This window comes from Ruminococcus sp. 1001713B170207_170306_F1, assembly GCF_015668065.1.
Lineage (GTDB): Bacteria > Bacillota > Clostridia > Lachnospirales > Lachnospiraceae > Blautia_A > Blautia_A faecis.
The window spans coordinates 34,964-59,928 of record NZ_JADPEX010000010.1 but is presented as its reverse complement, the minus strand read 5'-3'; the positions used below and the strand labels follow the sequence as shown (position 1 = coordinate 59,928).

Genomic DNA, 24,965 nt, shown 5'->3' with positions numbered 1-24,965 from the left:
AGCTGCAATTATTCACTTCCGGATTCAATCATTTCCAGATCCCACTCTGTCTGAAAATTTTCCTTAAGATTCTCTGAAATATGAATCTTCCCATCATCTGTCACCAGGATCACATTGAATTCTTCCCTGTGCTGCCGCCAGAATTGACAAGCTTTCTCATAGCCCATAATATAAAGGGCCGTGGACATTCCATCTGCAAGTGTACCATCCTTTGATACGATTGTCACAGACAACAGATCTCCATCTGCCGGATATCCTGTCCTGGGATTGATGATATGAATATAGGTCTCCCCATCTTCTTCAAAATACCGCTCATAACCGCCAGAAGTAACTACGGCCTGATTTTCCACAGATAAAACGCCAATATAATCCTGCTGTCCGCCTTTTGGATCACGTATTCCCACTTTCCAGCTGCTGCCGTCTGGCTTCGTCCCTATCGCCTGAATGTTCCCTCCAAGAGAAACCAATGCGGAAGAAACGCCATATTCCTGAAAAAGCTCTGCCAGCTTCTGCCCTGTATATCCTTTTGCAATTCCTCCAAAATCAATCTGCTGATCTGCTCCAAGCGTTACAAAATTTGCTTTTTCTTTGCTGTCCCTGCCCTTTTCATCAGAGTCCCGGGTCTGTATTTCTACTTTATTTCCATCCACCAGTGCCAGTTTTTTTTGTACTTCAGCAGCTGCAGGCACATGATAATTGCCTGTGGGGAATCCCCATAGCTTCATCACCGGATAAATCGTATCGTCAAAAAGTCCGTCTGTCTCCTGATAAATTTCTTTTCCCCGGAGGATCAGTTCTGCCAGATCATCTGTTGCCTGCAGATTTCCCTGTTCGTTTAAGGCATATACTTCACTTTTACTGTTTTCTGCTGATAACATCGCATCCAGTTTCTGTACTTCTTCTATAGCTGCATCTACAGCTTTTTCGCTGTTTTTACCATATGCGGTAAACTCCATATAGGTGTCCATCGCAAACAGCTGCTTCTGGCATTTCTGATTCTGAACAAAATACCTGCTGCCTTCTGTAAAAATCAAAATTCCAATACAAATGCCGGCTGCCGTCAGTACTTTTCTTTTCATAAGGATCTTTTTTCCCTTGCATACTCGGTAGGAGTCTTACCTGTCATTTTCTTAAAAGAAATTCCAAAATAATGGGGATCTGAAAAGCCCACCTTCTCCGCAATCTCATAGTTCTTAAGTGCAGTCTGTTCCAGGAGTTCCTTTGCCTTTTCCATACGGGTCTTACTGAGGAATTCCAGGAAAGTGCCTCCTGTGGCTTCCTTAAAAATAGTACTGAAATAGCTTGTACCAATATTCAGATAGGAACAGATATCATTCAATCCTAATTCCGGCTCATTGTAATGCTGGCGAATATATTCCATAGCAAGTACCGCCTGCTTCTGACCGCTGGAGCTGTTCAGGGAAGAGCACCTTTCGAATACCTCGTGAACATAGTCCTCTGCCATTTTAAAAGCTTCCTTAAAAGTTTTCTGTTCGGTTACCCGTCCCATGAGAATTTCTCTTTTGTGGAACAGATCTTCATTCTCAGAAGAAAGAGCTTCCCAGCAGCTTCCTGCATGGCGCAGAATCATCTGAAGGCAGACACAGGCCTGACTTTTATCCACTCTGGCCTTTTTGATCTCAGATTTCATAACAGAAAGAGCCTGATTCATCTCAGCTTCATTGCCTTTCTTGATTCCATCTACCATATCGCTTAATGGCTGCTGCAAAGAAATACTTCTCTCCGGATTCAGTGTTTCTGTATCAATGAGCAGATTTCCGCCCAGTAAATAGCGCAGTTCAATAGCCTTCTCAGCCTGGTTATGAGACTGGATCGTATCTCCGGGATTCCTTACCCAGCCCCCAATTCCTGCTGAAGCTTCAATGCCGATCACTTCTTTTACTTTTTTCTGGATTTCCTGACAGATTTCCTGTATTTCTCTGGAAAACTCCCTGCTGCGGTTTCCCATAAAGAGGATACACACCCGGTTATTTCCTTCCTGATAGGCAATTCCTGCATTACGATCTGTCACGATCTCATCTGCAACATTAAATAAAACAAAAGCCATTAATGCGCTCTCCTGGCGTTTTTCCATATCAATCTGATGAATATCGGAAAACAGATCCATGTCAAATAACGCAACCCGATAAGATGCTGCCTCCAGATTAATTCCCATTCCAGACAATTCCTCCAGGCTCTCCTGCACATCCCGAGTACAGCTTACCAGAGATTCAATCGCTTTCGAACGAATCACCAGAGCATTTTTGTGATAATCCTGAGATGTCTTTGTGAGGGATTCTATTTTCTTCTTTTCTTTTCTCTGCAGATCTACTTTTTCTTTCATTTTGCCAATAACTTCTCTGAGCTCCATAGCAGTTACCGGCTTCAGCATGTATTCGCTTACATTATACTGAATTGCTTTCTTTGCATATTCAAATTCCCCGAAGCCACTGAAGATCACAATTACGATCTCCGGGTAATTATCATGCAGAAAATGGCTCAGTTCCATTCCATCCATATACGGCATCAAAATATCTGTGAGAACAATATCTACCGGATGGCTCTTCACAAAATCTGCTGCCTGCTTTCCGTTTTCGCAGTCTCCTACAAGCTGGCAATCCATGGACTTCCAGTCAATATTCTCCTTTATGGCGTCACGTACCAGGATCTCATCATCTACAAGTAAAATTCGATACATAGTTTTCGCTTTCCCTTTCTATACACAGCATGTACCTCATCGGCTCCCCCCCCGATGCCTGTTTGCACATGGTATTCTATTAATTTCAGCTAAATATTATATTATCACATACCATAAAATCATGCAAACTAAACAAACAATTCCAGAGTTTGTTTGGTGTGTGTTACTATTACTGTTTACTGGTAACAAAAAAGCTGCAAAGTTATAAGAATTATAAACCCTGCAGCTTTTCTGCTGTGTAAGATATTTAAAGAAGCTTTGAAATTATAACCATTATTTTACAATCACTCCATCCTCATCCCAGAGATCGTGCCAGTCCTTTGCACCTTCCCACAGGAATACATGGCCTTTGATCAGACGGTTATTCTTATCAAGGGAACGGATGGTTTCCATCTCTTCTTCTGTCAGAGGATCTTCCGTGACACATTTCAGGTTCATGGTGTAATTCTTCTCTTTCAAAGAGAATGGAATTGGGGAAGCACCTCTCTGTACAGCCCATTTAATGCAGATAACTGCTGGATGTACACCATGTGCCGCTGCAATTGCTTTCAGCTCTGGCAGTTCAATATCCGCAATATCTTCTGGCATTTTATCACGTTCCGGACGTTCAGGAGAACCAATTGGGCAGAATCCTACCACTTCAATACCATGCGCTCTGCAATAATCAAACAGCTCCGGCTGCTGGAAGCATGGATGAAGCTCCATCTCGATCGCAGCTGGTTTAATTCTGCAAAGTGGAAGTACTGCCTCCAGTTTCGGGATTGTCATATTAGACATACCGATATGTTTCGTCAGACCCATATCTACCAGGCGCTCCATCTGGCGCCAGGTTTTCATAAAGCGCTCTACTGTAAACGGTTTGGAATCAGGATTTCTGGAATCCACATCACAATGTGGTGCATGATAGTTCGGGAATGGCCAGTGAACATAATACATATCCAGATAGTCAAGCTTCAGATCCTTTAAGGTCTTCGCACAGGCAATCAGTACATCTCCGTCACCATGCATATCGTTCCATACTTTGGAGGCAATAAAAAGTTCTTCTCTTTTTACAATACCTTCTGCAAATGCATCTGCGAAAATCTTTCCGATCATATCTTCATTTCCGTAACATGCAGCACAATCAAAAGAACGGTAACCTACGCGAAGTGCACCTGCAACAGAAGCAGAAACTGCGTCTGCATCTGCATGGTCACTTCCAAAAGTACCCATTCCAACAGCTGGCATCTTAGCGCCAGTATAAAGTGTTCTCTGCGGAACAATTGCCGGATCAATCATTGTCATTTTCTTATCCTCCTTAACATTTCTTTTGCACTATGGCTTTCAATTACAACGCAATTTACTTTCGCTTAATATCTTTTACTACATTTTCTTATAATTTAGTAACCTCAATCTGTGGAAGCAGTTTTTCCATATCTTCCATCACAAAAAATCCAGTCTCCTCGCGCATGGCTGCTGCCGCTGAAATAGCACTTGCCAGTTTCATTGTCTCAGGAAGTGAAAGTCTCCTGGATAAACCCAGTGCGAATCCTGCGATCATAGAATCTCCACACCCAACTGTGTTCACTGCATTTATTCTCGGAACCAGTGCACGGAAAATTCCTTCATTACCTACTGCAAGAGAACCGTCAGCTCCCAGGGAAACAGCTACGATTTCCACACCTTTTGCATGAATCTCTTTCGCCGCATCTATAATATCCTGAATATTATCACATTTCTTGCCTGTGAGCATACGGATTTCATCAATATTGGGCTTGATCATAGTAGGTGCTGCTTCAATTCCCATTTCAAGAAGTTTGCCACTGGTATCCAGAATAACCGGAATTCCTGCCTCTTTTACAATCTTTATAAGTCGCTGATAAGCAGTTCCATCAAGTCCTTTCGGAACACTTCCTGACATTGCAACTACTTTCGCTTCTTTTACAAGATTACAGAATTTTTCCTCAAATCCGGCAAAATCCTCTTCTGTAAGGGTAAACCCAGGTTCCAGAAATTCTGTCTGAACTTTATTAACTTCATCCCAGATATTAATACAGGATCTGCTTTCTGCAGCTACATGATAAAAAGCACTTTTAATACCAAACGGTTTCAATGCATTCTCAATATAAGCTCCTGCATAACCACCTACAAAACCTGTGGCAGTCACCTCTGCTCCGTAAATTGAAGCCGGCTTGGATACATTCAGACCTTTTCCACCAGGAACATAAGTACATTCCTTTACACGATTCACTTCTCCAGTCTTAAAGTTATTTACCACATACCGCTTATCAATGGCTGCATTTAATGTTACTGTCAGTATCATATGCTCAATCCTCATTCATCAGAAGAATCTTCCCCTTTACAAGACCAGGTGTCTTATAGAGCTGGAATGCTTCCTGAGCCTGACTCATTGGCATTTTGCGATAAATAAATCCCGGATCAAATTTCAGCTGACCGGTTGCAAAATAATGAGCTGTAAGATCCCACTCTTTGCCTGGGAACGGGGAACTATAGGACATCCAGGAGCCTGTAAGTTTAAATTCTTTACGATTCATATTCTCCCACTGCTTTGGTGTAAATGTAAGATCTGCATGAGGTGTTCCAATGAAGCATACGTGTGCCTTATTCGCAGCAAGTTCAAATGCCATATGCATAGTGGGAACCTGTCCGGCTGTTTCAAACACATATTCATAGCCCTTACCACCGGTAATTGCCATAGCCTCTTCCATATAATTCTCTTTGGTTGTATTGATAACTGCATCTGCGCCCATTCTCATGGCAAGATCCAGGCGTTCCTCACTAATATCAAATACGACAACCTTCTTGGAACCAAAGATCTTTGCCCACTGCATTGTGAATATGCCAATTGTTCCACATCCTAAAATTGCTACGCAGCGACCGCCCTGATAATCATTCTGAAGGAGTCCATGAAGAGCAACTGTGGATGGCTCGAACATTGCACCCTGTTCATAGGAAATAGACGGATCAAAAGGAATCGCATTCTGCTCTGGAATTACTACATAATCCGCATTACTTCCCTGCTGCCTGGAACCGATAAAACTGTAATGCTTACATAAGGAGAAGTTTCCATTCTGACAATCATCACACTTCATGCACGGAAGAAGCGGAGCCCCGGAAACGCGGTCGCCAACTTTCACCTTAGTGACCCCTTCGCCAACTTCTACTACATCACCAGAAAACTCATGTCCAAGAACGATAGGATAAAAATGAACACCATGATTCAATACTCGCGGAACATCAGAGCCACAAATGCCGGAAGCTTTTACTTTAATCTTTACCCAGCCTGGTTTTGCCTGCGGTTCTTCGATTTCCTGGTACTGTACATCCTCGTTTGCAACTACAACTGCTGCTTTCATCTTGAAATACCTCCTTACTTCCGTACCATCATAGCTTTCAGAGATTCATATAAATCCCTATATGTACGGTATGTCTTATTATAAACTTCTTTATTCTCAGGATTGGGCTCATGGCGTCTTGTCTCTTTCACTGTCATGGAAACCGCTTCCTCGTAATCTTTATAAAATCCAACTCCTACGCCAGCCAGGATTGCAGCACCTAATGTGGTTGCTGTATCGGAAGCAGGGACCACCACTGCCTTGCCTGTCACATCAGCCTTAATCTGAGTCCAGAGAAGGGAATTGGCTGAACCTCCCATAGCACGAAGAACTTCTGCTTTAGCACCTGCTGCTTCAGCCACCTCCAGATTATGGCGCAGGGAAAATGCTACGCCCTCCATACAGGCTCTTACTATGTGTCCCTTGGTCTTAGCAAAATCAAGTCCATAGAAAACGCCTTTGGCGTATGGATTCCAGACAGGGGATCTCTCCCCGGACATATATGGAAGGAACACAACGCCTTCACTTCCGGCTGGTACTGCCTCGGCAATTTCATTCAGTTGTTCCAGAGAGGATTTCCCGGTATCCGCCTTGCGGCTCCTCTCATAAGCTGCAAATTCTCTCTCAAACCAGCGCATGACACCGCCGCCTCCGGTAGTTCCTCCCTGAAGAAGCCACTTGCCTGGCACTACGTGATATCCTAAGATCAGACTTGGATCTGCTTTGTATGTATCTGTGCAGATGCTCATGCCACCAGCCTGTCCACCCTGCTCCTGGGTCTCCCCCGGATGGATCACACCTGCACCAAGTGTCCCACAGGCTGCATCCAGACCGCCGGCCACTACAGGAGTTCCGACAGTCAGTCCACTCTGGGCTGCCGCCTCTTCCGTCACAGTTCCCACTACCTTATCGCACGCAACAATCTCCGGAAGAAAATCCACAGGAATTCCCAGTTTCTCACACATCACTTCATCCCAGGTACCAGTACGCATATCAAAGCAATGCAGGCCATATCCCTGTGAAAGATCCTGTGTGATGGCACCAGTCAGTCTGTAAGCAATAAAGCTGTTTGATTGAAGGATCTTGTAAATCTTATTATATACTTCAGGCATATTCTCCTTATACCAGAGAATCTTCGCTGTGGTATAAGAAGGCTGAAGAGAATTACCTGCAACATTGAAAATATTCTCACTGCCGATTTCATTATTGAGTCTGTCGCAGATTTCCTGGGCTCTTGTATCCATCCAGATAGGTGTATCTGTCAGAACATTTCCCTCATGGTCAATGGCAATAGCCGACCAGCTCTGCCCATCAATTCCCACTCCGGCAATCTGCTCTCCTGAAATATTACCTGTCTCCAGGCATTCGCAAATAGCGCCGCAAACCGCATGCCACCATTCATCCGGCTTCTGCTGCGCCCATCCCTCATGAGGATAATAAACAGGGTAATCCCCATTGGCGGAAGCCATCACCTTTCCGTTCTTGTTAAATATGGCAACCTTGCACGCGCTGGTTCCAATATCAATTCCTAATAAATAGTCTTTGCTCATCCTTGTCTCCTTATGGATTTCCCCATAAAAATATCAGTCTGAAGTTTCCGTACAATATGGTCAGGAAGCTCATCTCTTCCTTCAAGCCGTTCCAGCATGATCTGTGCTGTTTCCCTTGCAATTTTCTCTGTGGGCTGTGAAACAATGGTAAGTGCAGGTCTGCATGCACGGGCAAAAGGCAGATTGTCAAATCCCACCAGGGAAATCTCCTCTGGCATGGATACCCCCATCTCGTTAAGCCCGATCACTGCCCCCATAGTCATCTCATAGTTCGTCACAAAAACAGCTGTCATATCCGGATTCTCTTTCACCAGCTCTTCTACTGCCTGAACCCCTCCCTGGATCGTGTAATCACCATGACAGATCAGCTTTTCATCAACCGCAATTCCATGAGCCTTAAGTGCTTTCATATATCCTAACATACGCTGTCTGGCAGTGAATACCTCATCCGGTCCACCGATCAGACCAATCTTCTGATGCTGTTCTTCTACCAGCATGCCAACAGCCTTCTCAGCTGCATTTACATTATCCACCAGCACACAGTCGCAGGATATTCCCTGGATCATACGGTCGATAAGCACAATGGGTTTACCTGTTTTCTGAAATTCATTCAGATGGGCTCCAGTCATATCTACCGGCATATTGATAATTCCATCCACACGTTTCCGGGTAAGGAAATCCACTGCTTCTTTTTCAAGCTTCTTATCTGTTCTGCAGTCACAGACAATCGCTGCATATCCATGGCTTCGGAGGATATCCTCCATTCCACTGATGATTTCTGCGCAGAAAACATTGTTCAGCTCTGGAATCACAACCCCCACTGTCTTGGTCGCATTGGTCTTCAGACCGCGGGCAACTTCATTTACTTCGTAATGTAATTCTTCGATGGCTTCTTCGATCTTGATACGGTTCTTCTCTCTTACATTCCCCCCATTGAAATAAGAGGAAATCGTTGCCAGACCAAGTCCTGTCCGTCTGGCAATATCTTTCATCGTCGCTGCCATAAATCAGCCTCTTACTCAGCCTTTCCGTCACAGCCGCAAACTTTCATACGGGCCATTACAAGCTCTTTCACAGCTGCAATTCCAGCCTTGCCATATGCCTTAGGATCAAATACCTTCTCATCCTCAAGTGTCTCTCTGACAGCCTTGGAGTATGCTGCACGAAGCTCGGTGGCAAAATTAACCTTACAGATTCCTCTCTTTACGCAATCCATAACATCCTCATCGCTAAGGCCGGAAGCGCCATGAAGAACCAGAGGAATATCTACAACTTCACGAATTTCACTTAAACGCTCCTTATCAAGAACAGGAGTTCCCACATAGAAGCCATGTGCTGTGCCGATTGCTACCGCAAGAGAAGTAACGCCGGTGCGCTCTACAAATTCTCTGGCTTCCTGTGGATCGGTATTGGTATCTGCAACTGCAACCAGGTCGTCTTCCTTACCACCTACCTTACCAAGTTCTGCCTCGCATGGGATTCCCATAGAAGCTGCTACGTCAGCCACCTTCTTGCTCACCTCAATGTTTCCTTCATAATCCAGCTTAGAACCGTCAATCATCACGGAAGTATATCCAGCCTTCAGAGCCTTCATGGCGAGATCAAAGCTACTGCCGTGGTCAAGGTGCAGGCAAACCGGAACGGAAGCCTTTGCAGCTTCTGCTGCAACGATTGCCTGATAGGTCTCAAGAGTGCCATATTTAATAGTAGATGGAGTAGTCTGGATCATAACAGGTGCTTTCAACTCCTCAGCTGCCTGAATGATCGCTTTCACCATCTCCATATTCTCTGCATTAAATGCACCCACTGCGTAACCGCCCTGCTGAGCTTTCAACAACATTTCCTTAGATGTAACAAGTGGCATATTCTCCTCCTTCTGCCTGCTGATACAGGCCGTGAATCTTCTGTTTTCAAGAAACCGAAACGTTTCTGTTTTAGTTCATATTAACTCTTTTCCAAATTTCTGTCAACAGTAAATATTTCATCTTTTTGCGTAAAATTTTACCTTGAAAAATCCAGCAAAGAAAGGTAACTTATAGAGTAGAATACTTTCGGAACCGGTATCAGTTTTTATAGATTACTGTGCCAGATTTCTGAGAAAGAACGAAGGGAGAATATATTATGTTAAAAGGAATTCCAGAAATACTTTCACCACAGCTTTTAAAAGTTTTATGCGAGATGGGACACAGCGACCGCATCGTTATCGCGGACGGCAACTTCCCAGTAGAATCAATGGGTAAAGATGCAATTGTTGTTCGCTGCGACGGACATGGAGTTCCAGAACTTCTGGACGCTATCCTTACTGTTATCCCTCTTGATTCTTATGTAGAGAAACCAGTTACCCTGATGGAAGTTATGCCTGGCGATCCGGTAAAAACTCCAATCTGGGATACATACAAAGAGATTGTTTCCAAACATGATGAACGTGGCGCCGAGGCAGTTGGAAATATCGAGCGTTTCGCATTTTATGAAGAGGCAAAGAAAGCATATTGTATTATCGCTACAGGTGAGAAAGCTGTTTACGCAAACGTTATGCTTCAGAAAGGTGTTGTTATCAACAAATAATTTTTTATTTCAGCTAAAAAGCTCCGTCGGATTCCCGGCGGAGCTTTTATTATTCATGTTTATTATGATTCACTATTTTTTCCTTTTTTCTTAAGGAGCCAGATTACCACTGCGATGCCAATGATAATAACTACAACCAGAATCCAGATAACAGAATTCATTCCTTTATCTGTGCTCTCCACATTTTCGCTGGACGCTTCCTGTTCTGCACTTTCTGAAGGAGCAGTTGTTACTGCTGCCTCTTCTGTAGGCGCAATAGTCTCACTTGGCTCCGGGATAGGCGTACTTGTCTCAGTCGGCTCCGGGGCAGGCGTGCTTGTCTCAGTCGGCTCCGGGGCAGGCGTGCTCGTCTCAGTCGGCTCCGGGGTAGGCGTACTTGTCTCAGTTGGCTCCGGGGCAGGCGTACTTGTCTCAGTCGGTTCTGAAGCTGCAGTTGCTTTCTTAGTAGGTTCTGGTACAGGAGTACTCGTCTCGGTTGGCTTCGGAGTAGGAGTACTTGTCTTCTCAGGCTTCGGGGTAGGAGTGCCTGTTAGCTCTGCCTCCGCATCACCGATATCTTTGCCTTCGGTACCTGCTTTTCCAACTTCAGAAGTATTCTCTCCAGCCTGAACAGATTGGGAACCGTCTTCCGCTTCTTTCTCAGTTTCAGGAACAAGTTCTACTGTACTCTCTTCCGTATTGGTGGCTTCTGCAATATTTACCCAGCCAGAAACATCACCAGCCTCTGTGTGTCCCCAGATACCATCTTTACCAGTATCTACTTCTGTATCAATATATAACTTCTCACCATTCGCTATATTACAGCCTCCGGAAACTGTGCCGTACTTTTTTCCAGGTCCTTTATACAGGCAAACGGAACCGTCTTCCTTAGCATTGACTGTAATACTGTAATTCGCATCCTTGCTTCCGTATAAAACAAGCTCTGATGCCACTGCCTCGGCAAGAGTAGCCGGCTTCAGATAATTCTCTTCCAGGAAACCAAACATGCCATGAAGCTGAGCATATACCCATACCTTTCCAGCTTCATCTGTGGTCTCTCCTTCTACATGGATCGCAGTTCCATTAGGAATCAGCTCATCATTCAGCTTCGGGCTGGAAGCATCTGCCTCTGAATACATGTCAACACCGCCATCAGGCGATTCTACAATCATATAGTAATCTGTTTTATAATCAACCTGCTGTGTCTTTCCTGCATCTGCAAAAACTCCCACAGTCATGCAAAAAGTAAGAAGCACAGCCAGCAACATTCCCAGCTTTTTCTTCATATATATCCTCTTTTCCCTCTTGTATACATTTTTCGTTACTGTTTACTGATAACATTCCGCGAGGTATTTTGTGAACGGAATGAGCAGTAACCATTTTTCTGCTTTTCATTGTAACACACCAGGAAAAACTTGCAACCATTTTTCTCATATTTTCCCATTATTTTACAGCAACAGTTACTATTCACCGGTAATGTTCCGCGAGGTGTTTTTATAAACAATTTCACAGAAAAATCGGGAATCCGGGCGTGAAATCATGCGAATGTATGTCCGATAAAGAGCCCCAGACAATAAAAGAGCGAGACAAAAGTCCCGCTCTCTCAGCTTTCCTTCATTGTCCTGGGGGAGTGAAAGAAAGCAGTTAAATTATAAAAAGCTAATTATTTATAAAGAGGTCCATAGTTCTTGCAAGCTCTGAAATCTGCACCTTCTTTATCCATTCCAAATGCATTCCAAGCTGCCGGACGATAGATATCTTTCTCCGGAACGTTATGCATGGATACCGGGATACGAAGCATAGAGCACATTGTGATCAGGTCAGCTCCGATATGTCCGTAGGAGATAGCACCGTGGTTAGCTCCCCAGTTGTTCATTACATCATAAGCTGTCTTGAACGGTCCCTCTTTGCCATCGCATCTTGGAGCAAACCATGTACATGGCCATGTGTAGTCTGTACGTTTCCAAAGTTTGTCAGATACTTCTGCTGGAAGAGCAACTGTCCATCCTTCAGCAATCTGCAGAACCGGTCCAAGTCCTTTAACAAGGTTCAAACGGATCATTGTTGCAGGCATCTGAGCTTTTGTTTCATAACGGCTGGAGTATCCGCCTCCACGGAAGTATCCGTTGTCAGCCATACACCATTCAGTGTTTTCCATGATAGCTTTCTGGTCTTCTTCTGTGATATCCCACCACTGTTTCATAACAGCATTGCCGTTTTCATCTTTAGCTTCGCCGTTAGCGTCAAGGCAAGCAGCACCGGAGTTGATCAGGTGAAGGAATCCGCCAGCTTCTTTAGCTACGCCTTCAAGGTCATATCCTGTAGCTTTCTTAACAGCCTCTGGGCTCCAGTATGTACGAACATCAGCGAAGATCTGAGCTCTGTTTGTAAGAAGTTTCATGAACATCATTCCAAGTCCGTTGAGAACGTCATTCTCTGTAGCGAGGATGTATGGCTCACGAGCTCCGTTCCAGTCGAAGGATGTGTTCAGCATAGCTTCTGCAAAGTCACCGTTTGGATAGAAATCTGTCCACTGTCTCTGTCCCTGGAAACCAGCTGCCAGAGCGTTGTGTCCGATTGCTTCCTCGGAGAATGCAGGATCAAGGTTATCGCAGCCGTTCATCAGCTCTTTGATGATAACTGCCATTTTAACTACGAACTCAAACTGCTCTTCTTTCTTCTCTGGGGAGAACTGCAGTTCTTCAGGGTTCTTGTCCCAACCAATCTTACAGGTCTCTTTCGCCCATTTGAGAGCTTTCTCAAATTCTGCGTGATCGTAGATGCCTTCTGTCATACGACGGATGATTTCTACCTCATCAACGGATTCAACACGCATTCCAAGATAGGATTCGATGAAATCGGAATCAATGATAGATCCGCCGATACCCATTGTAACGGAACCGATCTGCAGATAGGATTTGCCTCTCATGGAAGCAGCTGCAACTGCTGCACGTCCGAATCTGAGTAATTTCTCTTCAACGTCTGCCGGGATAGATGTGTCATCAGCTTCCTGAACATCATGTCCATAGATACCGAATGCCGGAAGACCTTTCTGTGCATGTGTAGCAAGAACGGATGCAAGGTAAACTGCTCCTGGTCTTTCTGTTCCGTTGAAGCCCCATACAGCTTTGATTGTCTGAGGATCCATATCCATTGTCTCTGCGCCATAGCACCAGCACGGTGTAACAGTAAGTGTGATGTCTACGCCTTCTTTACGGAATTTGTCAGCACATGCAGCACTTTCACCTACACGTCCGATTGTTGTATCAGCGATAACAACTTTAACAGGCTCACCGTTGGAATATCTCAGGTTTTCTTCAAAAAGTTTCGCAGCGGATTTAGCCATATTCATTGTCTGCTCTTCAAGAGATCCTCTGACATCGAGTGCTCCTCTACGTCCGTCGATTGTTGGTCTGATACCGATAACCGGATAGCTGCCTACTAATCTGCTCTTTGCCATGATTCATTACCTCCATAATAAATATATTCTTTTTTAAGAGGTTTCACTAAAAAACCTCCCTGTTTCCTATAGTTCATAGTATACAATTGCCAAACCGTAATTACTTGTGATATAATGGCAAAAAATAGTACAATATTCACTTTTTTGATCATTTTGTAAAAAATCCATCAAATTAACTTAAGGAGGAATTTATTTTGCAGGATCTGGACCATAATGAAGACCGTTTAAGGGGAACATATGATTTTCCTTTTGAATTTCATCATATTGATCAGGCTCATCCGCGCTATGTAATGTCCTATCACTGGCATGTAGAATATGAAATCATTCGTATTCTTGAGGGCTCTCTCACTGTCACTTTAGACGAAAAAAGTTTCATTGCAACAGCTGGAGACATCATTTTTGTACATAGTGGAATTCTTCACAGTGGAATTCCTGATAATTGTCTTTATCAGTGCATTGTTTTCGACGGAAATGTTTTCCTCAAAAATAATTCTGTTTGTGCAGGATATATGCAGAAGATTATTCATCAGGAAATTCTGATCTATCATCATTTTACACCAAAGCATATAGAAATCTGCAATACAATAAACAGTCTTTTTGATTCTCTTTGGAAAAGAGAACCTGGCTACGAGCTCACTGTAATTGGACAATTTTACCACTTTTTCGGCATTATTTTTAGTAATCATTACTATCTTGAAAGTATAACACGCGCAAGACGTGATTATAAGAGAATTTTACAGCTGAAACAGGTACTTGATTTCATTGAGCACAACTATACGGGGGCTCTGACACTAAAACAGCTTTCGGCCTCCGTATCCATGTCACCCAAATACTTTTGCCGTTTTTTCTCCGAAATGACCCATCAGACTCCCATGGATTATCTGAACAGGCAGCGCATTGAGAGAGCCTGCTATGAAATCTCCACAACCGATGATTCTATTACAGATATTGCATATCGAAATGGATTTAATGATCTGAGCTATTTTATACGTACATTTAAAAAATACAAAGGAACTACACCAGGAAAATATAAGAAAAGCTGATTAGGAGGGCGAGCATTGGCCGGATGCCCGCCCACAAAAAAAGAATTGACTTCTTTTTCTCTTATTTCTCAGATATGCTAAAGATGTGATTTTTTTCGTCGTAAGAAAAACGACAGAGAATCATTCCTGTATTTTTTACAGGCTACGTTGACGCATTTTATGCGTTTTCTTTTGCTGTTAAGACTCGAAAAAAGCCATAGCTTATTCTTGTTTTCGCTATATATGCCATTTTTCCAGAATGGTCTCTTATTCCAGGACCCTTATGTAGCAGGTTTTCAAGTAACCGGATGATGGAATTGCTGCTGATCAGGCAGATTAGCCCATGGCAGAAAACTGTCCGCACATACTGCTGCAGAACGCCGCAGAAAATCAGAAATTGTTTTTCTCTTTCGTTTCTTTTATTCTAACAAAAGCCGGTTGCCATTACAACGAAATTCGGTCGTAAAATTCTCACATAATTCGACACTTAAATGATAAATTTTATCTGTAACTGAAGTTTTCTTTTTTCTGAAACGTGCTATAATATTTTCAATTAGAAGCAACTAACATAAGTATGACGAAAGGAAGCTGTTGAATCATGGGAAGATGTTATCATTTATCAAAAACTGTTACGGAAGACCTGGCAAATGAAATCATAAAAGAACTGACAGAGCGAGGCGATGTGAAACACGCCAGAATCTCCGCTGACGGACGTTATCTTCATGTGGATACTATTGACGGAGAATTTTCCGTGGTAATGTATTCAGCAGTAAATATCTGCAGCCGTATTGCAAACTGCGAGCTGTCCTTTGTGAAATTTGATTACACAGCTTAGAGCGTGTTTGAAAACATACCGCCAGGACATTTATGGCAAATCTATTAAAAAAGGGAGATTAAATTATGCAGCAGATTACATTAAAAATAGACGGAATGATGTGTGGAATGTGTGAATCCCACATTAACGAAAGTATTCGTAATAACTTTTCTGTAAAAAAAGTCACCTCGTCCCATACAAAAGGAGAGACGGTTATCCTTACAGAAAATGATCTTGATGAAGCAAAACTGAAAGAGACTATTGATAAAACGGGTTATAAACTGCTTTCTGTCTCAAAAGCTCCATACGAAAAAAAGAAAGGCTTTTTCTCTTTCCTAAAGAAATAGCCTTTCCCTGTCATAATCCTTGTACTATATTCCAACTACAATATTTCCGGTAATACGGACAATGCATATTCTGCCAGGCTGTGATCTTCCTCTCCTGTGCCTCCGCTTATACCAAGACCTCCGATAATCGTATCTCCGGATTTCAGCGGCACGCCGCCTCCGAAAATCACGATTTTTCCACCATCCATCTTATCTACGCCATAAAAGGTTCCGCCCGGCTGAGCCAGTTTAGATAATTCCATGGTGGACATCTTCACCGCAACAGAAGTATAAGCTTTTTTCAAAGCGACATCAAAGCTTACCAGAAATGCTCCGTCCATTACATGAACGGCAATTGGATTTCCTTCCGGACCACAAACTGCAATCACCGCTTTCTTACCGCGGCGAAGGGCTTCCTGTTCGATTTTCCCGATCAGTTTCTTCGCTCCATCCAGTGTAATCTTATTCTGCATACCCATGCGGCGCAGTACTGCCTGAATTACAGCTTCGTCTACAGAATCAGAGGTACCAGATATGAGAGAATTTTCAACTTTCGTATCCACGCTCACACTTCCTCCTGCCACTTTCTCAGTTCCACTTGCATGTAGTTCCGTATTTTCAGAAGATGCGTCAGTTTCTACAAGCTTTGACGTTCCCGTCTTCTGACCTGCTGCCTCCGCTTCTTCATAGCGTGCAAGCACATACAGATAGTCTGCCAGACGGTTCATATATTTCTTGCTTCCTGTGTCAGAACCAAACTTTACACTTACAGCGGCAAGATCACGCTCCGCTCTTCTGGCCACAGCCCGAGTTACATCAATCTCTGCAGACAGACGGCAGGTACCTGGCAAAGAAGACTCTTTGGGTAAATTAAACAATTCCTCCAGACGATCAATTTCCTCTTCCAGAAGCTCTGTCTTATCATCATTTATCTTATAATCTCTGTTATAGGGATCAGCCACTCCATCAGCGATTTTCATCAGGTTTTCCTGGATTTTTTCCAGAAAACGAAGGATTTCTCCGTCTTCGATCATTGTTTTTAAAACACCGATATGACTGGAAAGTTCATCTATAGTTCCTTCAAGCTGAATTCTGTCATCAGATTTAGAAACATTTTTCGTATGGACAAGATTAGTAGTTCCCTTGTCACCATTTTTCGTATAAATACTCATATGGCTCTCCCCTAACATTTCACCTGTCCGGCAAAATAAAATTTGTTTTGCACTAACACACTGAATATCTGACAATATCATCTTTTATATAAATAATAAACATTGATCCACATTATCTTACATTCACTATATTAGTTATAAACAGACTTTGGACAAATCATCACTGATTCTGTCCAAAGCCTCTTATATTCATTAAAATGACCACAATTTCTTGTAGATCTTCACAATATCTTCCTTTTTAGGAACTCTTGGATTCGCCGTTGTGCAGGCGTCTGCAAGAGCAAGGTCTGCCATCTTGTCAATTGCACCAAAATATTCATCTGGTGAAATTGTTCCGATTTCCTGAATGGTAAGCGGAATATTCATCTCTTTTTGCATAAACTGAATCCAGTTTACAAGAGATCTTACAGACATAACTTTATTATAATTGCTAAGTCCAAGAATATGGGCAATATTTGCATATCTCTTTACAGCTGGAAGATATTCTTTTTGGCTCTTACTGTGCTTATTAATGTTCGCATTAAATTCCACAATGTGTGGAAGCAACATAGCATTGGCACGTCCATGCGGAATATGGAAAATAGCACCAAGCTGATGAGCCATACTATGTGTAATTCCAAGTCCGGCTGTATTAAAAGAAAGTCCGGCAAGACAGGAAGCTACATGCATTTTCTGACGGGCATGCATATCATTACCATCAAGGTACGCTCTTAACAGGAAGACTCCGCAGATTTCAATTGACTTTTCTGCAAGAGCAGATGAAAATTCATTGTGATTGATACTTACATATGACTCAATCGCATGAGTCAGCACATCCATACCTGTATCTGCTGTGATGGAAGGCGGAACACTCTTTACAAGTTCTGCGTCCAGAATTGCCTCATCAGCTGTAAGGCTTTCTGAGATAAGCGGATACTTCACATGATTGTCTGTATCATTTACAACTGCAAAAGAAGTAACTTCAGATCCGGTACCACTGGTAGTAGGAATTGCAATAAGACCTACCTTTCCGTAGTTATTGATTTTCAAGGCAAACTCACGGATTGCCTTGGATGAGTCAATTGCAGAGCCACCTCCGACAGCTACTACAACCTCCGGCTGATACTCCAGGAACTTCTTTACACCTTCTGCGATTTTTCCTACCGGTGCATCCGGCACAACATCACTGAATACTTCAAACTCCTTGCCACCGCGTCTCAATGGGTCTGTGATCAGCTCGATCATTTTCCCTTTTGCGATGAATGGATCTGTGATCACCAGAACTTTTTTGTATGGCAGTTCTGCCAGTCTATCCAGGGCATTGTCACCAAAATGGATGACTGTTTTCATTTCAAAAGTTTTCATAATTCAATGCTCCTTTATTGCAGCTTTCTTTTGTAAGCAGAAAGCTTCTATCGGACAGATTCCGGATATCTGCACTCCACGCCCTCTTCTTTAAAAAGCTTCAGCCATTTTTCAGAAGGCTTCGCATCTGTCACGACGATATCAACATCCCGCAATCTTCCGGCAACGGAAAATGCGGTCTGGTCAAATTTCGTATTATCCACAACCAGGATCTTCCTGCGTCCTGAATCCAGCATTGCTCTCTTTGCTGTTCCAAAAGCTTCCTGTGATTCCATTACTCCCCAGTTCTCATCAAGAGCCTTACAGGAAAAAATAACGGTATCTACAAAATAAGAGCGAATGACTTCTTCTGTCCGGGATCCAAGGAAAGCCAGATAGCCTTCCTTCATCATCCCACCTGTGGAAATAATATTCCATCCTGACACATCTGCCAGTTCCAGAAGGATCTCCATGGAATTGGTGATCACAGTCAGACGCTCCTTCTCTTTTAATGCCTTTGCCACAAACACTGCAGTAGTGCTGGCGTCCAGAAGCAGATGTTCCCCGTCATGCACAAGAGAGGCTACAATTTCCGCCATCTTCTGTTTCCCAACTACATTCTGATTCTTGCGCACATTAAAAGGGAGATCAATGCTCACATCTTCATTGATCACAGCTCCGCCATAGCTTTTAATGGCAAGCCCTTCCTTCTCCAGCTTGTCCAGATCCCGTCGGATGGTTTCCTCAGAGACTCCGTATAACTGGCTCAGTTCACTTACTACTACGCGCTTCTCATTCTGTAATTTCTCAAGGATCAGATTCCGTCTCTCTAACGCAAGCATGTTCAGGTCCCCTCCGCGTTCATTTTATTGGTCAGACCAGAATTACAGAAGGCTGTCGATCATTCTCTTATCCGGATGTGCAATAACAGAGGAATCCAGATACATGCCTTTTTCAGCAACAAGCTCTTTCGCTCTGTCGATTGATGCGGATACAGCAGAAACCTCACCAGTGATCATCATGTAAGATTTTCCGCACATACCTTTTGCAATACGAAGCTCGATAAGATCTACAATTGCAGTCTTTGCAGCCTGATCTGCAGCCTCAATAATGGAAGCTGCATCATATGTTTCAAGAATTCCCAGCGCACTGATCTCCTCAACCTGAGTAGTTCCATAAATAGCCGGGAAAAGAGACTCGTGCGGATTACCCAGTACAAAACTGTCAATGCACTTGTCCTCATATGTTGTTACAGCTGTATCTACGGCAGCTTTTACCGCACTGAGATCACCGGTAATAATTGCAATATATTTACCCGGACACACGGTCTGCGCCTCAACGATTTCTACATCAGATGTCTTAACCATTGCATCTGCTGCAGTAACGCCGGTAGCTGTAGTTTTGAATTCAATCATTCCGATTGCTTTACTCATTTTCTGCACGTCCTTTCTAATTCTTTGCAACTACGATCCAGCGGTCTGTCACCTCGGTAACTTTACCGGAGATGGTTGCATGGATACCAACACTTAAGCCCTGGGCAGGAGAAGCGATCATCTGACCTCTTGTCACCTGATCTCCAACTTTTACAATTGCCTGAGCAGGTGCTCCGATATGCTGGCTAAGAAGAATTTTAACCTTTGGAATATCAACCAGTGTCTCGTCCATCGGTGCATCCTTGTCATATTTTGTAAGACCAAGACGTGCCATCAGGCGTTCTTCCGGAACCTTGCGGTATTCTCGGGATTCCTTAACTGGTACTGGCTGTACTCCCTGAGGAGGACGAATACCTGCCTTACGAAGTCCGCCCTTCATGTCTGCAAGAAGTGTTCTTGGAGCAAGGCTCTGAGGACATGCATACATCTCACAAACGCCACAGGAGCTGCAGAAGCTTGCATTGATGTATGGATTAACATCTCTGAAATCCTGATTGGAAGCTGCACGCATGAAGCGGGCTGGATCAATCGGATGTCCCAGATTGTTACGTGGGCAAAGATCTGTACAAGTATTACACTGGCAGCAAATAGATGCTGCACGTTTTAAATCTATAGCAGAAGTCCGCATCTTCTTCTGTACGATTAAATGGTCTTTTGGCAGAACCAGAATCGCATTTGTTGTCTTCGTCACAGGGTCAGAACCTTTTCCGATTCTTCCCATCATCGGTCCACCAATAAAGTAAACCGGGTCTTTTACAGTAGTTCCGCCTGCCTGGGCAACAACATCATCCATAGTACATCCAAGAGGTACTTTTACAGTTACCGGATGATTTACCTCAGCTACAACAGACACATATTTGGCTGTTACAGGCTCTTTTTTCTCTACTGCCTGGTATATATTATACAATGTCTCTACGTTAAACACAGCAACTCCCTGCTCAATAGGAAGTCCGCCAGGTCTTACAACTCTACCAGTTGCTTCGTAGATCAGTACAACCTCATCTCCCATCGGATACACTTCATCCAGAAGGTGGATGCGCATTCCCGGGAACTCTTCGATATGCTGTTTCAGAGCATTTACTGTCTGAACATAAGATTTTTTGATTCCAATAATGGCCTCAGAAGCTCCAACTGTTTCCTGAACCATATGGAAGGTTTTCATTATTTCGTAAGCGTGCTTCTCTAATAACTGTCTGTGTAATTTCAGTAAAGGTTCGCACTCTGCACAGTTCATAAGAATGGTATTTGCTTTATCTGTCAGCTTCATGTATGTAGGGAATCCTGCACCGCCGGCACCAACTACACCATTCTCCTGTATAATATTCTGTAATTCTTTGATATCCATGGCGTTACTCCAATCCTGCACCGTCATCAACGATACCTACAATGGCGGCATCTACCGGTGCTGTTTCTACGCCGCAGCCAATTCTTGCCGCGCTTCCTTGTGCCACCAATACATATTCTCCGATCCCTGCACCGATAATATCGATCGCAACAATCTGACTGAGGTCACCTTTCATGTGATGAACCGGTTCCACGATCATAAACTTATTGCCGATCAGCTTTTCGTTTTTTCTTGTGGAAACAACGCTTCCTACTACCTTGCCAACTATCATGTGAACCTCCAAATTTTATATCAGTTCAGCCATGCATCTGTCATTTTCAGAACCAGCATGGCTGAACACTTTATTTTAGTAATGAGGAAATGATTTCCAAAACATTACTTTATAATTGTAACTGTATTGCCTGTGGCAATTTTTGCTGCATTTGCTTCATCTGTATCAATGTGCATCTCCAGTGTAAAGCTGTCGTCTACACGGATCTTCACCTGATTGAAAATGGTTCCTCTCTCATTGTCTGCTTTAACAGATACGATATCTCCATCCTTCACACCGGCTGCCTGAGCATCCTTCGGGGACATGTGAATGTGACGCATTGCTACGATACATCCCTCTTTCAGATAAATCGCACCTTTCGGTCCGACAATTGCAATAGGAGCACTTCCCTTAACATCTCCAGACTCACGCACCGGTACTTTCATACCAAGCTTGATTGCGTCTGTAGCTGATACTTCAACCTGTGAAGCCTTGCGGACCGGTCCGAGAATACGTACATTCTCAATTGCACGGAGCTTCAGTCCAACGATAGTTACTGTCTCATTGGAGGCAAACTGTCCGCCCATCAGCTCTTTCTTCTTGGTGAGCTGATATCCTGGTCCAAATAAAGCTTCAACATGTTCCTGCGTCAGGTGGATATGTCTTGCGGAAACTCCGATGGGCACCATGAAGCCATTGCCTTTTTCTTCTTTTTTATTGAGAGCATCCAGTACCATTCTGGTAATCAGCTCAACATTATTGGTTTCCAAAAGTACACCTGCTTTCTTCCTGAAATTCGGTAATGTCTGCCATAGCAGACATTATAAAAGTAAGGAGCATCCATGAATTCGCTCATGCAAGCACAGCTCATTCATGGCTGCTATCTGGGACTTTTATATTATTTCAGAACTGGAAGGATTTTCTCAACATCTGTATGAGGTCTCGGAATTACGTGTGTAGCTACAAGCTCTCCAAGTCTGGATGCTGCTGCGCTTCCGCTCTCTACTGCAGATTTAACTGCTCCAACATCTCCACGAACCATAACAGTTACAAGACCGGATCCGATCTTCTCTGTTCCAACTAATGCAACGTTAGCTGCTTTGCACATCTGGTCAGCTGCCTCGATAGCTGCTGTAAGTCCTCTGGTTTCTACCATTCCTAATGCTTCCTGTGTCATGATTTTTTCCTCCTTATGAATTGCTGGTTTCTCAGCTTCTGTATGTTTGGTTTCTGTAATCTCTTTGTCAGCTGCAGTGGTCTTCGGCTCTTCGGCCTTTACTTCTGCTGCTTTTGCTCTGGTTGTTCTGGCCGTTCTTCTCGGAGCGGCTGCCTTTTTAGGGGCTGTTTTTTTCGCTGTCTCTTTCTTTTCTTCGTCAGCCATTATTCATCCCCCTTTTTCTTTCTCCATCGACTTGCGCTAAGCTCCACCATTTTGACGATTTCCTCATGGGGATTGGCAATTACTGCATAGCTTGCCGGTTTCTTGATGGCATTTGTTGCTGCCGCTTCCACAGCTTCTGTAACAGCTGCCACATCGCCTTGTACAATAATGGTCACCAGTCGTCCGCCCAGCTTACGCTCCCATGACGCCAGCTCAACGTCTGCCGTTTTACACATAATGTCCAGGGCATCCATGGCCGCTACAACACCTGTGATTTCAATAAAACCATATGATTTACTCATGAGCGAACTCCTTATAGTTCATTAGATGCTTGGAAGGATTTTCTCCACATCTGTATGAGGTCTTGGGATTACGTGTGTAGCTACAAGCTCTCCAAGTCTGGATGCTGCTGCGCTTCCACTCTCAACTGCTGCCTTAACAGCTCCAACATCACCGCGAACCATAACAGTTACAAGACCGGATCCGATTTTCTCTGTACCAACCAGTGTAACCTCTGCTGCTTTTGTCATTGCATCTGCTGCCTCAATTGCAGCTGTAAGTCCTCTGGTTTCTACCATTCCTAAAGCTTCCTGTGCCATGATGAATTCCTCCTGATATATCTCGACTTTTCAAGTACGCTCCAGCGTACTTGCTGTGAGGTACCTGCCATGCTCCGCATGACTTTGTTCATTTTTATTATAGACTTAAATTCACTGGTTAGCAATCATTAATCCTTATCCAGTGCGCTGATTTTCAGCATTTTTTGTGTACCGGGTTCCGGATTTGGTATTACGTAGTGCTGTACCACACCGGTCATACTCTCTGCTACTCTGATTCCAGCTTCCACAGCCTCTGTTACATCAGAAACGCTTCCGCGGAACTTGATGCAGACAAGGAGCGGTACCGGCAGACTGTCCGCATTTGCAGGTTTATTTTTATCAAAAACCTCCAGATGGACATTTGCTGCCTTGCAGCCGGCGTCGGCCGCCACAAACGCTGTTGCCAGTCCGAACACCTCCAAGATTCCTACAGCTTCTGCCATCTTGATTCTCCTTTATCCGGCAATTATTTATTTACAACTGCGATCTTAAGACCGGTCATTGCAAGGTTCTTCTTTAATGCTTCATTGATCTCCTCAAGCGGATACTTGTCTGTGATCAGCTCAGACATTGGAAGTCCGATTGCATTTGCTCTCTTAAGGAAATCAAATGTTGTAACGTAATCTCTTAAGGTGTATACCCAGGAGCCTACGATTGTGATCTCTTTGGAGCAGATGTCAAAGTGCGGGTTGATTGTAGCATCTCCACCATTGATGAAGAAACCAAGCTCGCAAAGGCCACCGCCGTTACGGATGAATTTGTAGATGTTTGCATGAGCAACAGGTGATCCTGTACACTGGAATGCAAAGTCTGCAAGATGTCCGCCAAACTGATCTTTAACAGCTTCAGAAAGTGCTTCGATTCCTTTGTGCTCCATGAAGTTTACACTCATGGTAGCGCCCATTCTCTTAGCGAAATCAAGACGCTGCTGATTTCCATCTACAGCACAGATGTTCTCGATACCCATGGTACGAAGAACTGCAATACAGATCAGACCGATTGGTCCGCATCCCTGTACAACAACTCTGCTGTTGAAACGAAGGATACCAGTTGTTTTTGCTCTCTCAACTGCATGTACAAGAACTGCACATGGCTCGATCAGGATACGGGAGTCCAGATCAAGATCACTTACGTTGAAGAATGTGCTTCCAAACTCTCCACCTCTGATAAAGATGTAATCAGAGAACCATCCGTTAAGATGAATGTCATCATCTGGAAGAAGTCCGTATACGTCAGCTCCTCCAACGTTTTTCTTGTTTAAGTCGAACATTGTGATTTCAGGATCATCCTTGAAGATCATACAGGTAACGACTTTGTCACCGATCTTAACCGGCTTTCCAGCTGTATCAGTCTTAACATTTTTACCCATGGCAACGATCTCACCAGTTCCCTCATGTCCAAGTGCAACCGGGATCAGGTTGAATGGGTCTCTCTTGAATTCGTGAGCATCAGTACCGCAAACGCCGCAGCCTTCTACTTTAACAAGGATGTCGTCATCGCCAATTGCCGGAATCGGGTACTCTTTAATATCAAAATGCTCTTTTTCAGTAAGTACTGCAACGTGTGCAGTTTTCGGAATTGCGCCTGCCGGTGCTGCAGCTGGTGCTGCCGGTGCTGCTGATGCAGAAGCTGCCGGTGCTGTTCCAGCCATTCCAGCAAGAACCTGTTTTACGATTTCTTCGATATTTACGTTATTCATATCCATTTTTATGT

26 protein-coding genes are annotated in these 24,965 nt (G+C 43.7%); 4 read left to right on the top strand and 22 right to left on the bottom strand.

Annotated elements, in window-relative coordinates; genetic code table 11:
* Nucleotides 1-8: 8 nt before the first annotated feature.
* From I4V84_RS08215 to I4V84_RS08180, 8 genes are all read right to left on the bottom strand, one after another.
* A complete protein-coding gene (locus tag I4V84_RS08215) occupies nt 9-1,079 on the bottom strand; it encodes an FAD:protein FMN transferase (protein ID WP_187565040.1) in 1,071 nt (356 codons plus the stop codon).
* Nucleotides 1,076-2,698, bottom strand: a complete 1,623-nt coding sequence (locus I4V84_RS08210; RefSeq protein WP_148461183.1) for a response regulator — start codon at nt 2,696-2,698, stop codon at nt 1,076-1,078. Before I4V84_RS08210 ends, I4V84_RS08215 begins: the two co-directional genes overlap by 4 nt.
* A 273-nt stretch (nt 2,699-2,971) precedes the next feature.
* Nucleotides 2,972-3,982: an aldo/keto reductase gene (locus I4V84_RS08205; RefSeq protein ID WP_118577756.1), complete on the bottom strand. Its 1,011-nt coding sequence runs from the start codon at nt 3,980-3,982 to the stop codon at nt 2,972-2,974.
* 88 nt (nt 3,983-4,070) lie between these two features.
* A complete protein-coding gene (gene pfkB / locus I4V84_RS08200; protein WP_118577757.1) occupies nt 4,071-5,000 on the bottom strand; it encodes a 1-phosphofructokinase in 930 nt (309 codons plus the stop codon).
* Nucleotides 5,001-5,004: 4 nt separating this feature from the next.
* Nucleotides 5,005-6,054 carry a galactitol-1-phosphate 5-dehydrogenase gene (locus tag I4V84_RS08195; protein ID WP_118577758.1) on the bottom strand — a complete coding sequence of 350 codons (1,050 nt, stop codon included), beginning with the start codon at nt 6,052-6,054 and terminating at the stop codon, nt 5,005-5,007.
* A gap of 14 nt (nt 6,055-6,068) precedes the next feature.
* The gene (gene xylB / locus I4V84_RS08190; RefSeq protein ID WP_195991572.1) at nt 6,069-7,583 is read right to left on the bottom strand and encodes a xylulokinase; all 1,515 of its coding nucleotides are present in this window, start codon (nt 7,581-7,583) and stop codon (nt 6,069-6,071) included.
* Nucleotides 7,580-8,587, bottom strand: a complete 1,008-nt coding sequence (locus tag I4V84_RS08185; protein ID WP_173734870.1) for a LacI family DNA-binding transcriptional regulator — start codon at nt 8,585-8,587, stop codon at nt 7,580-7,582. The genes xylB and I4V84_RS08185 overlap by 4 nt, the downstream gene beginning before the upstream one ends.
* Nucleotides 8,588-8,598: 11 nt before the next feature.
* A complete protein-coding gene (locus tag I4V84_RS08180) occupies nt 8,599-9,447 on the bottom strand; it encodes a class II fructose-bisphosphate aldolase (protein WP_173717930.1) in 849 nt (282 codons plus the stop codon).
* A 257-nt stretch (nt 9,448-9,704) separates the two neighbouring features.
* Between I4V84_RS08180 and I4V84_RS08175 the strand changes: the two genes are divergently transcribed.
* Entirely contained in the window at nt 9,705-10,148 is a 444-nt protein-coding gene (locus I4V84_RS08175) for an RbsD/FucU domain-containing protein (protein ID WP_118577760.1), read from the top strand.
* A gap of 62 nt (nt 10,149-10,210) precedes the next feature.
* On the opposite strand, the gene I4V84_RS19895 is transcribed toward I4V84_RS08175, so the two are convergent.
* The gene (locus I4V84_RS19895; RefSeq protein ID WP_243243583.1) at nt 10,211-11,413 is read right to left on the bottom strand and encodes a hypothetical protein; all 1,203 of its coding nucleotides are present in this window, start codon (nt 11,411-11,413) and stop codon (nt 10,211-10,213) included.
* 377 nt (nt 11,414-11,790) lie between these two features.
* Nucleotides 11,791-13,587 carry an L-fucose isomerase gene (locus tag I4V84_RS08165; protein WP_118577763.1) on the bottom strand — a complete coding sequence of 599 codons (1,797 nt, stop codon included), beginning with the start codon at nt 13,585-13,587 and terminating at the stop codon, nt 11,791-11,793.
* A gap of 194 nt (nt 13,588-13,781) precedes the next feature.
* Between I4V84_RS08165 and I4V84_RS08160 the strand changes: the two genes are divergently transcribed.
* From I4V84_RS08160 to I4V84_RS08150, 3 genes are all read left to right on the top strand, one after another.
* Nucleotides 13,782-14,630, top strand: a complete 849-nt coding sequence (locus I4V84_RS08160; protein WP_173734868.1) for an AraC family transcriptional regulator — start codon at nt 13,782-13,784, stop codon at nt 14,628-14,630.
* 577 nt (nt 14,631-15,207) lie between these two features.
* Nucleotides 15,208-15,444: a hypothetical protein gene (locus I4V84_RS08155; protein WP_118577765.1), complete on the top strand. Its 237-nt coding sequence runs from the start codon at nt 15,208-15,210 to the stop codon at nt 15,442-15,444.
* A gap of 65 nt (nt 15,445-15,509) precedes the next feature.
* The gene (locus I4V84_RS08150; protein WP_148461172.1) at nt 15,510-15,770 is read left to right on the top strand and encodes a heavy-metal-associated domain-containing protein; all 261 of its coding nucleotides are present in this window, start codon (nt 15,510-15,512) and stop codon (nt 15,768-15,770) included.
* Nucleotides 15,771-15,805: 35 nt separating this feature from the next.
* Here the strand turns inward: I4V84_RS08150 and I4V84_RS08145 are convergent, their stop codons facing one another.
* The 12 genes from I4V84_RS08145 to I4V84_RS08090 form a co-directional block, all read right to left on the bottom strand.
* Entirely contained in the window at nt 15,806-16,921 is a 1,116-nt protein-coding gene (locus I4V84_RS08145; protein WP_195991571.1) for a cob(I)yrinic acid a,c-diamide adenosyltransferase, read from the bottom strand.
* Between the two features lie 192 nt (nt 16,922-17,113).
* On the bottom strand, nt 17,114-18,265 hold the full coding sequence (locus I4V84_RS08140; RefSeq protein WP_195991570.1) for a 1-propanol dehydrogenase PduQ: 1,152 nt from the start codon (nt 18,263-18,265) through the stop codon (nt 17,114-17,116).
* A gap of 47 nt (nt 18,266-18,312) precedes the next feature.
* Nucleotides 18,313-19,086 (bottom strand): DeoR/GlpR family DNA-binding transcription regulator, encoded by a 774-nt coding sequence (locus I4V84_RS08135; protein WP_195590371.1) that lies wholly within the window; start codon nt 19,084-19,086, stop codon nt 18,313-18,315.
* A gap of 42 nt (nt 19,087-19,128) precedes the next feature.
* Nucleotides 19,129-19,677 carry a BMC domain-containing protein gene (locus I4V84_RS08130; RefSeq protein WP_118577770.1) on the bottom strand — a complete coding sequence of 183 codons (549 nt, stop codon included), beginning with the start codon at nt 19,675-19,677 and terminating at the stop codon, nt 19,129-19,131.
* Between the two features lie 16 nt (nt 19,678-19,693).
* On the bottom strand, nt 19,694-21,022 hold the full coding sequence (locus tag I4V84_RS08125) for a 4Fe-4S dicluster domain-containing protein (protein ID WP_118577771.1): 1,329 nt from the start codon (nt 21,020-21,022) through the stop codon (nt 19,694-19,696).
* Nucleotides 21,023-21,026: 4 nt separating this feature from the next.
* On the bottom strand, nt 21,027-21,293 hold the full coding sequence (locus I4V84_RS08120) for a EutN/CcmL family microcompartment protein (RefSeq protein ID WP_117850917.1): 267 nt from the start codon (nt 21,291-21,293) through the stop codon (nt 21,027-21,029).
* A 104-nt stretch (nt 21,294-21,397) separates the two neighbouring features.
* Nucleotides 21,398-22,042, bottom strand: a complete 645-nt coding sequence (locus I4V84_RS08115) for a phosphate propanoyltransferase (RefSeq protein ID WP_117850748.1) — start codon at nt 22,040-22,042, stop codon at nt 21,398-21,400.
* A gap of 128 nt (nt 22,043-22,170) precedes the next feature.
* Complete coding sequence (locus tag I4V84_RS08110) at nt 22,171-22,449, bottom strand: BMC domain-containing protein (RefSeq protein ID WP_005427721.1); 279 nt, start codon at nt 22,447-22,449, stop codon at nt 22,171-22,173.
* Nucleotides 22,450-22,652: 203 nt separating this feature from the next.
* Nucleotides 22,653-22,955 (bottom strand): BMC domain-containing protein, encoded by a 303-nt coding sequence (locus I4V84_RS08105; protein WP_118577772.1) that lies wholly within the window; start codon nt 22,953-22,955, stop codon nt 22,653-22,655.
* A 21-nt stretch (nt 22,956-22,976) separates the two neighbouring features.
* Complete coding sequence (locus I4V84_RS08100) at nt 22,977-23,252, bottom strand: BMC domain-containing protein (RefSeq protein WP_118577773.1); 276 nt, start codon at nt 23,250-23,252, stop codon at nt 22,977-22,979.
* 128 nt (nt 23,253-23,380) lie between these two features.
* On the bottom strand, nt 23,381-23,695 hold the full coding sequence (locus tag I4V84_RS08095; RefSeq protein WP_118577774.1) for a BMC domain-containing protein: 315 nt from the start codon (nt 23,693-23,695) through the stop codon (nt 23,381-23,383).
* Between the two features lie 23 nt (nt 23,696-23,718).
* The gene (locus I4V84_RS08090) at nt 23,719-24,957 is read right to left on the bottom strand and encodes a zinc-binding dehydrogenase (RefSeq protein ID WP_173717926.1); all 1,239 of its coding nucleotides are present in this window, start codon (nt 24,955-24,957) and stop codon (nt 23,719-23,721) included.
* Between the last annotated feature and the right edge of the window lie 8 nt (nt 24,958-24,965).